This window comes from Candidatus Burkholderia verschuerenii, assembly GCF_001189365.1.
Taxonomy (GTDB): Bacteria; Pseudomonadota; Gammaproteobacteria; order Burkholderiales; family Burkholderiaceae; genus Caballeronia; species Caballeronia verschuerenii.
This window is the reverse complement of the sequence record NZ_LFJJ01000042.1, coordinates 23,854-32,992: the sequence shown is the minus strand read 5'-3', so window position 1 is coordinate 32,992 and position 9,139 is coordinate 23,854. Positions and strand designations below refer to the sequence as shown.

11 protein-coding genes are annotated in these 9,139 nt (G+C 63.6%); 6 read left to right on the top strand and 5 right to left on the bottom strand.

Going from position 1 to position 9,139, the window contains the following annotated elements:
• The first annotated feature begins 291 nt into the window (after nt 1-291).
• Nucleotides 292-2,052, top strand: coding sequence for a phosphoenolpyruvate--protein phosphotransferase (gene ptsP / locus BVER_RS10500; protein WP_050453254.1), 1,761 nt, complete (start codon nt 292-294; stop codon nt 2,050-2,052).
• Nucleotide 2,053: 1 nt separating this feature from the next.
• Here the strand turns inward: ptsP and BVER_RS10495 are convergent, their stop codons facing one another.
• The 3 genes from BVER_RS10495 to gpmA all read right to left on the bottom strand — a co-directional run bounded on the left by BVER_RS10495 (nt 2,054) and on the right by gpmA (nt 5,438).
• Nucleotides 2,054-2,803, bottom strand: a complete 750-nt coding sequence (locus tag BVER_RS10495) for a HesA/MoeB/ThiF family protein (RefSeq protein ID WP_050453253.1) — start codon at nt 2,801-2,803, stop codon at nt 2,054-2,056.
• Nucleotides 2,804-2,884: 81 nt separating this feature from the next.
• Nucleotides 2,885-4,465: a S41 family peptidase gene (locus BVER_RS10490; RefSeq protein ID WP_050453252.1), complete on the bottom strand. Its 1,581-nt coding sequence runs from the start codon at nt 4,463-4,465 to the stop codon at nt 2,885-2,887.
• A 226-nt stretch (nt 4,466-4,691) separates the two neighbouring features.
• Nucleotides 4,692-5,438, bottom strand: a complete 747-nt coding sequence (gpmA, locus tag BVER_RS10485; protein WP_050453251.1) for a 2,3-diphosphoglycerate-dependent phosphoglycerate mutase — start codon at nt 5,436-5,438, stop codon at nt 4,692-4,694.
• Between the two features lie 185 nt (nt 5,439-5,623).
• Here gpmA and BVER_RS10480 point away from each other — a divergent pair, with 185 nt between their 5' ends.
• From BVER_RS10480 to BVER_RS10465, 4 genes are all read left to right on the top strand, one after another.
• Nucleotides 5,624-6,049, top strand: coding sequence for a rhodanese-like domain-containing protein (locus BVER_RS10480; protein ID WP_050453250.1), 426 nt, complete (start codon nt 5,624-5,626; stop codon nt 6,047-6,049).
• Nucleotides 6,046-6,306, top strand: coding sequence for a glutaredoxin 3 (grxC, locus tag BVER_RS10475; RefSeq protein ID WP_157055995.1), 261 nt, complete (start codon nt 6,046-6,048; stop codon nt 6,304-6,306). The genes BVER_RS10480 and grxC overlap by 4 nt, the downstream gene beginning before the upstream one ends.
• A gap of 73 nt (nt 6,307-6,379) precedes the next feature.
• Nucleotides 6,380-6,850: a protein-export chaperone SecB gene (gene secB, locus BVER_RS10470; protein ID WP_050453249.1), complete on the top strand. Its 471-nt coding sequence runs from the start codon at nt 6,380-6,382 to the stop codon at nt 6,848-6,850.
• Nucleotides 6,851-6,883: 33 nt separating this feature from the next.
• On the top strand, nt 6,884-7,882 hold the full coding sequence (locus BVER_RS10465; protein WP_050453248.1) for an NAD(P)H-dependent glycerol-3-phosphate dehydrogenase: 999 nt from the start codon (nt 6,884-6,886) through the stop codon (nt 7,880-7,882).
• A gap of 15 nt (nt 7,883-7,897) precedes the next feature.
• Here the strand turns inward: BVER_RS10465 and trmL are convergent, their stop codons facing one another.
• The gene (gene trmL / locus BVER_RS10460; RefSeq protein ID WP_050453247.1) at nt 7,898-8,368 is read right to left on the bottom strand and encodes a tRNA (uridine(34)/cytosine(34)/5-carboxymethylaminomethyluridine(34)-2'-O)-methyltransferase TrmL; all 471 of its coding nucleotides are present in this window, start codon (nt 8,366-8,368) and stop codon (nt 7,898-7,900) included.
• 23 nt (nt 8,369-8,391) lie between these two features.
• On the bottom strand, nt 8,392-8,649 hold the full coding sequence (locus BVER_RS36220; RefSeq protein WP_370444226.1) for a ComF family protein: 258 nt from the start codon (nt 8,647-8,649) through the stop codon (nt 8,392-8,394).
• Between the two features lie 4 nt (nt 8,650-8,653).
• Between BVER_RS36220 and BVER_RS36215 the strand changes: the two genes are divergently transcribed.
• Entirely contained in the window at nt 8,654-9,070 is a 417-nt protein-coding gene (locus BVER_RS36215) for a hypothetical protein (RefSeq protein WP_370444225.1), read from the top strand.
• Nucleotides 9,071-9,139: the final 69 nt, after the last annotated feature.

The following is a 9,139-nucleotide window of genomic DNA, read 5'->3' as shown; positions in this document are numbered from 1 at the left end:
TTGGCATGCCTCGCCTCACATAACCTCAACTTCCCGAACCGCCCGGTGCGGACCCGCACGCCGGGTGGTGTGGCAGGGTGGTGTGGCAGGGGACCGGCCAGCTTGCTGGCCGTCCCTATGCCGATCGTCCGCCCGGCGCGGCATGCACGCGCGCGCAACCCGCCGTTTCGAGCCTTCGCGATCGTTCGAACTTATAATGATCGCGCGGTCCATGCGCCCGCCGCGGACTCGAGGACCGCGTCAACACCATAGCCTTGCATGGCATGGCGACACAATTAGAAGGAGGCGCGCGTGTCCTTCACGCTGCACGGAATTCCCGTTTCACGCGGCATCGCCATCGGGCGGGCGTATCTGATTGCGCCGGCCGCGCTCGATGTCGCTCACTATCTGATCGAGCCCGACCAGATCGATGCCGAGATCGAACGCTTCAACGCGGCGCAGTCGGCCGTCGCCGCCGAACTCGAAGCGCTGCGCTCCGACCTCGCCGCCGATGCGCCCAGCGAAATGGGCGCGTTCATCAACGTCCACATGATGATCCTGAACGACGCCATGCTCGTTCAGGAAACCTTCGATCTGATCCGCACGCGCCGTTACAACGTCGAATGGGCGCTGACGGAACAACTGGAAATCCTCGGCCGCTTCTTCGACGAGATCGAGGATGAATACCTGCGCGAGCGCAAAGCGGACGTCGAGCAGGTCGTCGAGCGTCTGCTGAAGGCGCTGGCGGGCGCGCCGACCACGGCTTCGCTGGTGGCGAATACGGTGGCGAGCAACGGCCACAACGAGATGATCGTCGTCGCGCACGATATCGCGCCGGCCGACATGCTCCAGTTCAAGACGCAGGCGTTCAAGGGCTTCGTCACCGATCTCGGCGGCCGCACGTCGCATACGGCGATCGTCGCGCGCAGTCTCGGCATTCCGGCGAGCGTCGGCGTGCAGCAGGCGAGCGTGTTGATTCGTCAGAACGATCTGATCATCGTCGATGGCGACCACGGCATCGTGATCGTCGATCCGGCGCCGATCGTGCTCGAAGAGTATTCGTATCGGCAGAGCGAGAAACTGCTCGAACAGCGCAAGCTGCAACGCCTCAAGTTCTCGCCGACGCAGACGCTGTGCGGCACGAAGATCGAACTGTGCGCGAATATCGAGTTGCCGGAAGATGCGCAAGTCGCGGTGGAAGCGGGCGCGATGGGCGTCGGCCTGTTCCGCACGGAATTCCTCTTCATGAACCACAAGGATCAGTTGCCCGAAGAAGAGGAGCAGTTCGAGGCGTACAAGCGCGCAATCGAGCTGATGAACGGCAAGCCGGTGACGATCCGCACGATCGATGTCGGCGCGGACAAGCCGCTCGATTCGATGAGCGCGGGCGACGGCTACGAGACCGCGCCGAACCCGGCGCTCGGCCTGCGCGCGATCCGCTGGAGCCTGTCCGAGCCGCAAATGTTCACCACGCAGCTCCGCGCCATTTTGCGTGCGTCGGCGTTCGGCCCGACCAAGATTCTGATTCCGATGCTCGCGCACGCGCAGGAGATCGACCAGACGCTCGATCTGATCCGCGAGGCGAAGCGTCAACTGGATGAAGCGGGCATCGCGTATGACCGCAAGATTCAGGTCGGCGCGATGATCGAGATTCCGGCGGCGGCCATCGCGGTGCGGCTGTTCTTATCGCGGCTCGATTTTCTGTCGATCGGCACGAACGATCTGATCCAGTACACGCTGGCGATCGATCGCGCGGATAACGCCGTCGCGCATCTCTACGATCCGCTGCATCCGGCCGTGCTGAATCTGATCGCGTACACGCTGCGCGAGGCGAAGAAAGCGGGCGTGCCTATTTCGGTGTGTGGTGAAATGGCGGGCGATCCGACCGTTACGCGTCTGCTGCTCGGCCTCGGCTTGACCGAGTTTTCGATGCATCCGTCGCAGTTGCTGGTCGTGAAGCAGGAGATTTTACGCTCGAATCTGAAGGCATTCGACAAGCCCGTCGCCGATGTGCTCGCGGCCTACGAGCCGGAAGAATTGCAGGCCGCGCTCGCGCGTTTGCAGAAGGTCTGAATCAGCGCGCGCCGCAGACCGGGCAATCCGGCTGCCGCGCGATCTTCATCGTGTTCCATTCCATGCGCAGCGAGTCGAGCATCATCAGCCGGCCCGCGAGCGTTTCGCCGAAGCCGCCGATCACGCGCAGCGCTTCCGCCGCCTGCATCGCGCCGATGATGCCGACCGTCGGCGCGAACACGCCCATCGTCGAGCACGCGACTTCTTCGAATTCCTGATCGGGCGGAAACAGGCACGCGTAGCAGGGCGAATCGGCCGAGCGGAAATCGAAGGTGCTGATTTGTCCGTCGAAGCGCAACGCCGCGCCCGACACCAACGGCACGCGATGCGCGACGCACGCCGCGTTGATCGCGTGACGCGTCGCGAAGTTGTCGCTGCAGTCGAGCACGACAGTTATGCCGGGCAGGTTGGCGTCGAGCCATTCCCGGTCGGCACGCGCATTGATCGCGATGACGTCGATCTCCGGATTCAACGCGTTCAACGTCTCTTTCGCCGATTCCACTTTCGTCTGTCCGACCGAGCGCGTCGCGTGCACGATCTGCCGTTGCAGGTTGGTGAGGTCGACGGTGTCCGCATCCACCAGCGTGATCTTTCCGACGCCCGATGCGGCGAGATACATCGCGGCAGGCGCGCCCAACCCGCCCGCGCCGATGATCAGCGCATGCGCATCGAGAAAGCGCTGCTGCGCCTCGATGCCGATTTCATCGACGAGGATATGGCGGGAATAGCGGAGGAGTTGATCGTCGTTCATCGCGGTATTTTAAGCGCCATAAAGAGAAACGGCTTCGCGGTGATGAACCGCGAAGCCGTTCGAACGACTATCCAGGATAGCTTACTTCGACTGAGCCGTCGGCGACGACACCGGCTGCGCACTCGACGCCGGCGACGAACCCGGCGTAGCCGGCAGCGCGGGCGGCGACACCGTCGGCGCGGATGCCGAAGGCTCAGGCTTCTTCTGCGCCAGCTTGCGCTCGGCGAACGACTTCGACTCGACGACCGGCTTGCCTTCCAGCTTGTTCAGGCCTTGCTGGAGCATGAAGTCGTCCTTGCTGCCGAACTCGACCGGCGGACGCTCGCGATCCTTGCGGCGCTGTTCCGGCGTCTTCTTGTCGTTCTGCTCTTCGAGCAGACGCAGTTGCTCCAGACGATCCTTCTCGCGCTGTTCCTGTTCCTTCTTCTCGTTCGGATCCTGCGTGTTCGCGAGGTGGTTCGAGTAATCCACTTCGCGCGTGACGAGCGCGTCGTCGGGGTCGCCGTCGGCGTATTGATCGACCGGAACGTCGGGATGCACGCCCTGGTTCTGGATCGACTTGCCGCTCGGCGTGTAGTAGTACGCCGTGGTCAGACGCAGCGCGGTGTCGGCGGTCATCGGACGGACGGTTTGCACCGAACCCTTGCCGAAGGTCGTCTTGCCGACGATCAGCGCACGATGATGATCCTGCAGCGCGCCCGCGACGATCTCCGATGCCGACGCCGAATACGCGTTGGTCAGCACGACCATCGGCACCTTCTTGAAGATCTCCGGTACGTTCTTCAACGGATCGGAATCGAAAGACGGCAGGCGATAGTTGTCGTAGGTGTCGCGGAAGGTCTGCTTCGCGTCCGCGATCTGACCGTTTGTCGACACGACGACGGCGTTATCCGGCAGGAACGCGCCCGCGACGCCGACCGCGCTTTGCAGCAGACCGCCGCCGTTGTTACGCAGATCGAGCACGAGGCCCTTCAGGTTCGGCTGCTGGCGCGCGAGGTCTTGCAGCTTCGCGGCGAGGTCCGGCACCGTGCGCTCCTGGAAGCTCGTGATGCGGATATAACCGTAGCCCGGTTCCGGCACCTTCATCTTCACCGACTGCACCCTGATCAGCGCGCGCGTGACGGTGAGCGGGAACGTGCGGTCGTCGCTCTTGCGGAAGATGGTCAGCGTGATCTTGGTGCCCGGTTCGCCGCGCATCTGCTTGACGGCTTTGTCCAGCGTCATGCCGCGCACGGATTTGTCGTTGATGCGCGTGATCAGATCGCCCGGACGGATGCCGGCGCGGAACGCGGGCGTGTCTTCGATCGGCGAGATGACCTTGATGAGGCCGTCTTCGGACGAGATCTCGATACCGAGACCCGCGAAGCGACCCTTGGTCTGCTCCTGCAGTTCTTCGTAATCGGTCTTGTCGAGATACGACGAGTGCGGATCGAGGCTCGACACTATGCCCTTGATGGCGGCGGTGAGGAGCTTTTTATCGTCGACCGGTTCGACGTATTCGTGCTTGATTTGCCCGAAGACTTCGGCGAATAGCCTCAACTGATCGAACGGTAAGGGCGATGAGGCAGCCTGTTGTGCGGACGCGGAAATCTGCAGGGTGAGGAGTGCGCCGGCAGCAACGCCTGCGGCGACCAGGCCGAAGTTTTTCAGGTTCTTTCGCATAGGGGATTGCGGTCGGAATCGAATGGGCTGCATCGTAGGTGACGGGCCAGTATAACCGGTCACCTTAATTGGCGACTTAATCGCAACTTAAATGCCTGAAGGTTTCCCCTTCCGATGTGCACGCGTTCGTCTCGACATGACAGCGGCGCCGACGCTGCGTCAGCGCCGCGTCAGGTCGGTTTTCGATGCGGGCATCGCGCCGTTGCACGACGCCCGCAATGCAGCATCAGCCGGCCTTGCCCTGCTTGGCGACGGCGGCTTGCGCGGCCGCTATGGCATCGGCATCGCCCAGATAGTAGTGCTTGATGGGCTTGAGGTTCTCGTCGAGTTCGTAGACGAGCGGCACGCCGTTCGGGATATTCAGCCCGACGATGTCCTGATCGGAAATATTGTCCAGATACTTCACCAGCGCGCGAATCGAGTTGCCGTGCGCCGAGATCAGCACCTGCTTACCTGCCTTGATGGCCGGCGCGATGGACTCGTTCCAGATCGGCAGCACGCGCGCGACCGTGTCTTTCAGGCATTCGGTGAGCGGCAATTGCTCGCGCGGCACCTTCGCGTAACGCGGATCGTTGAAGGACGCACGTTCGTCCGACGGCTCGAGCACGGGCGGCGGCGTGTCGTAGCTGCGACGCCAGACCAGCACCTGATCGTCGCCGTATTTCTTCGCCGTTTCGGCCTTGTTGAGACCGGCGAGCGCGCCGTAGTGACGCTCGTTCAGACGCCACGAATGGACGACCGGCAGGTACATCAGGTCCATTTCGTCATGAACGTGCCAGAGCGTGCGGATCGCGCGCTTGAGCACCGACGTGTAGGCGATATCGAACGTGTAGCCGCCTTCCTTCAGCAGCACGCCGGCCTGACGGGCTTCGCGGTTGCCTTGTTCGGTCAGGTCCACATCGACCCAGCCGGTGAACCGGTTTTCCTTGTTCCACGTCGATTCGCCGTGACGGATGAGCACTAGCTTGTACATGATATGTAGGTCGGTCAGTTAAAGAAGCGGTGCGCCGATCGCACCCCGTGAAAGCTGCCAGACTGAGCGGGGCGTCGCCATCGGCCGGATGGCCGGAGCCATCGCGGGAAACGGTTATTTTATAATGCGCCGATTGCCCTCATTTCCCTTTCTCCCTTTCCCACTAAATTTCGGCGGCTCTCGATGTGAAGTTTTTCACCGATTACACCAATATCGCACTTATCGTCATCGCGCTCGTATCGGGCGCGCTGCTCCTGTGGCCGGTCCTGCAACGACGGGGACGCGGCGGCGTGTCCGCCGCCGAAGCCACCACGCTCATCAACCGCCGCAACGCCGTGGTCATCGATGTGCGGCCCGCCGCGGAATTCGCGAAGGGGCATTTGCCCTCCGCGCGCAATATCGAGCAGGCGGAGCTCCAAGCAAAAATCGGCCAGATCGCGAAGAATAAGAGCAATCCGGTCGTGCTCGTGTGCCAGACCGGTCAACAATCGCAGCGCGCCAGCCGCACCGTCACGGAGGCCGGCTACGCTGAGGTCCACGTTCTGGAAGGCGGCGTGGATGCCTGGCAGAAGGCAGGCATGCCGGTCGTGAAACAAGGAGCAGTCAAGTGAAGAACGTCATCATGTACAGCACGCAAGTGTGCCCGTATTGCCAGATGGCCGAACGTCTTTTAAAGTCGCGCGGGGTCGAAACCATCGAGAAGGTGCTGATCGACCGTGAGCCCGGCCGTCGCGAGGAAATGATGACGCGCACCGGCCGCCGCACCGTGCCGCAGATTTACATCGGCGACACGCATGTGGGCGGCTACGACGATCTTTCCGCGCTCGACCGTCAAGGCGGTCTCGTGCCGCTGCTCGAATCCGCCTGAACTCAACACACGCGGCCGGTTCGCGCCGGACGCACGGCGCGCGAGCGTCGCACTGAAATACTTAGGAACGAATATGTCCGACGAGAACAACCAGCCGTTTTTCAACATCCAGCGCATCTACCTGAAGGACATGTCGCTCGAGCAGCCGAATTCGCCGGCGATCTTCCTCGAGACGGAAATGCCGGTGGTTGAGGTCGAAGTCGACGTCAAGGCTGACCGCCTCGCCGAAAGCGTCTTCGAAGTGCTGGTCACGGGCACGGTCACGGCCAAGGTCACCGACAAGGTGGCGTTCCTGATCGAAGCGAAGCAGGCCGGAATCTTCGATATCCGCAATATTCCCGCCGAGCAGGTCGATCCGCTGGTCGGCATCGCGTGCCCGACGATTCTGTTCCCGTACCTGCGCTCGAATATCGCCGATGCGATCACGCGCGCCGGCTTCCTGCCGATCCACCTCGCCGAAATCAACTTCCAGGCGCTGTACGAGCAACGTCTGCAGCAGATCGCAGGCGCACAGGAAGGCGCGGCGAACGGCGCGACGCACTAACCCGCTTCACTCTCAGCCTATCCGGAGCCGAGCATGAAAGTAGCCGTTCTCGGCGCCGGCGCGTGGGGGACCGCTCTGGCGGGCCACCTCGCGACACGGCACGACACGATGCTCTGGGCGCGCGATCGCGCGCTCATCGAGACACTCTCCGGCACGCACGAAAACACGCGCTATTTGGCGGGCGTGTCGCTGCCGCACGCGCTTCGTTTCGAAGCGGATTTCGATATCGCGCTGCAACACGCCGCCGCCGATGACGCCTTATGCGTCGTCGCCACGCCCGTCGCTGGCTTGCGCGCGCTGTGTCGCGCGATGCAGCAGGCGGGCGTCGTGCCCGCGCATATTCTCTGGCTGTGCAAAGGCTTCGAAGCCGACACGCAGCAGCTTCCCAATCAGATCGTCGCGGCGGAATTGCCGGGGCATCGCAGCAACGGCACGCTTTCCGGACCGAGCTTCGCGCGCGAAGTCGGCAACGGGCTGCCGGTCGCACTGACGGTGGCGAGCGCATCGGCGGCGCTGAGCGTGCGCACCGTCGAGGTGTTTCATCACGGCGCCATGCGCATTTATACGGGCGACGACATCGTCGGCGTGGAAGTGGGCGGCGCGGTGAAGAACGTGCTGGCGATCGCCACCGGCATCTCCGATGGCCTCGGTCTCGGGCTGAACGCGCGCGCCGCGCTGATCACGCGCGGGCTCGCGGAAATGTCGCGCCTGGGCGTTGCGTTCGGCGGATGCGCGGAGACCTTCACCGGTCTCACCGGTCTCGGCGATTTGATTCTCACCGCCACCGGCGATCTCTCGCGCAATCGCACGGTCGGCCTGCAACTGGCGAGCGGCCGCACGCTCGACGAAATTCTCGCGGCGCTCGGTCATGTCGCGGAAGGCGTGCGATGCGCGCGCGCCGTGCTCGGTCTCGCGCAATCGCACGGCATCGACATGCCGATCACCGAAGCCGTTTGCCGCGTGCTGTTCGACAACGTGACGCCGCGCGATGCGGTGAACGCGCTCCTCAGCCGCGACGCGAAGGCCGAATAAGCGCGTCGATACGCGTCACGCGCCGCCTTCGAAGCCCGCCTGACGCCACGCTTCGAAGGTGACGATCGCCACCGTGTTCGACAGATTTAGACTGCGGTTGCCCGGACGCATCGGCAGACGCACGCGCTGTTCGTTCGGAAAACGATCGAACAATTCGGGCGCGAGACCGCGCGTTTCCGCGCCGAACACGAACCAGTCGCCGGGCTCGAACGCATGATCGAAGAAGGGCGACGAACCGCGCGTCGTGAAGGCGAACATGCGCGCGGCATCGGGCGTTTCCTTCGCGAGGAAGGCATCCCAGTTCGCATGCACGTTTATCTGCACGTACTCATGATAGTCGAGCCCGGCGCGGCGCAATTTCGCGTCGTCGAGCGGAAAGCCGAGCGGTTCGATCAGATGCAGGCGCGCGCCGGTGTTCGCGCACAGGCGGATCACGTTGCCGGTGTTCGGCGGAATTTCGGGTTCGACGAGTACGACGTTGAACATGAGTTGCGTAGATAAAACGTGGGTTAATCCTGCGGCGTGCGCAGCGCGACGAAGTTCGTCACGCGTCGCGCGCCGGCGAGTTTGAGCGTGCGGGCGAGGGCATCGAGCGTCGCGCCCGAAGTCATCACGTCGTCGACCACGCCGATATGCAGGCCGCGCACATCGCGCGTCAGCCGGAACGCGGTCGCGACATTGCGGCGGCGCGCGTCCAGATCGAGCTTCGATTGCGGCGCGGTGTGAATCGCGCGCGTCACCAGCGTGGCATCGGCGCATACGCGCAAGCGCTTGGCGAGCGGACGCGCGATTGCCCACGCCTGGTTGTATCCGCGCGATCAGCCGTTTGGCCGACAGCGGCACCGGCACGATCACATCCGGCGGCAGCAGACCGCTGTCCTCGAACGCCGCATGCAGATGCCGCGCGAACGCCGCGCCCGCCGCGAGCCGGCCGCGAAACTTCAATTCGACGGCGAGCGTATCGAGCGGCGCGCGATAGTCGGCCAGCGTCAGCGTGTCGTTGAACGCGGGCGGATTATCCAGGCAATCGGCGCAATGCAGGCGGATATCGTCGCGCGCGCGTCGCGTCTGTTCGACGTTGAGCGGCATCGCGCAGGTCGCGCAGCGCAGACGCGGCTCGTTCCAGACCTGCGAATCGCAGCCATCGCACAACACTTCTTGCGACATATTGCCGCATACGCGCACTGACCCGGCAGCGCGAGGTCGAAGGCGCGCTTCGTCAGGACCGCCATATGCTGCGCCAGCGCAGGAACACAC

Coding starts and splice junctions, on each gene's coding strand:
- BVER_RS10495 (WP_050453253.1), bottom strand. CDS start 2,803: ATGAACGACGATCAACTCCTCCGCTATTCCCGCCATATCCTCGTCGAT.
- BVER_RS10490 (WP_050453252.1), bottom strand. CDS start 4,465: ATGCGAAAGAACCTGAAAAACTTCGGCCTGGTCGCCGCAGGCGTTGCT.
- gpmA (WP_050453251.1), bottom strand. CDS start 5,438: ATGTACAAGCTAGTGCTCATCCGTCACGGCGAATCGACGTGGAACAAG.
- secB (WP_050453249.1), top strand. CDS start 6,380: ATGTCCGACGAGAACAACCAGCCGTTTTTCAACATCCAGCGCATCTAC.
- BVER_RS10465 (WP_050453248.1), top strand. CDS start 6,884: ATGAAAGTAGCCGTTCTCGGCGCCGGCGCGTGGGGGACCGCTCTGGCG.
- trmL (WP_050453247.1), bottom strand. CDS start 8,368: ATGTTCAACGTCGTACTCGTCGAACCCGAAATTCCGCCGAACACCGGC.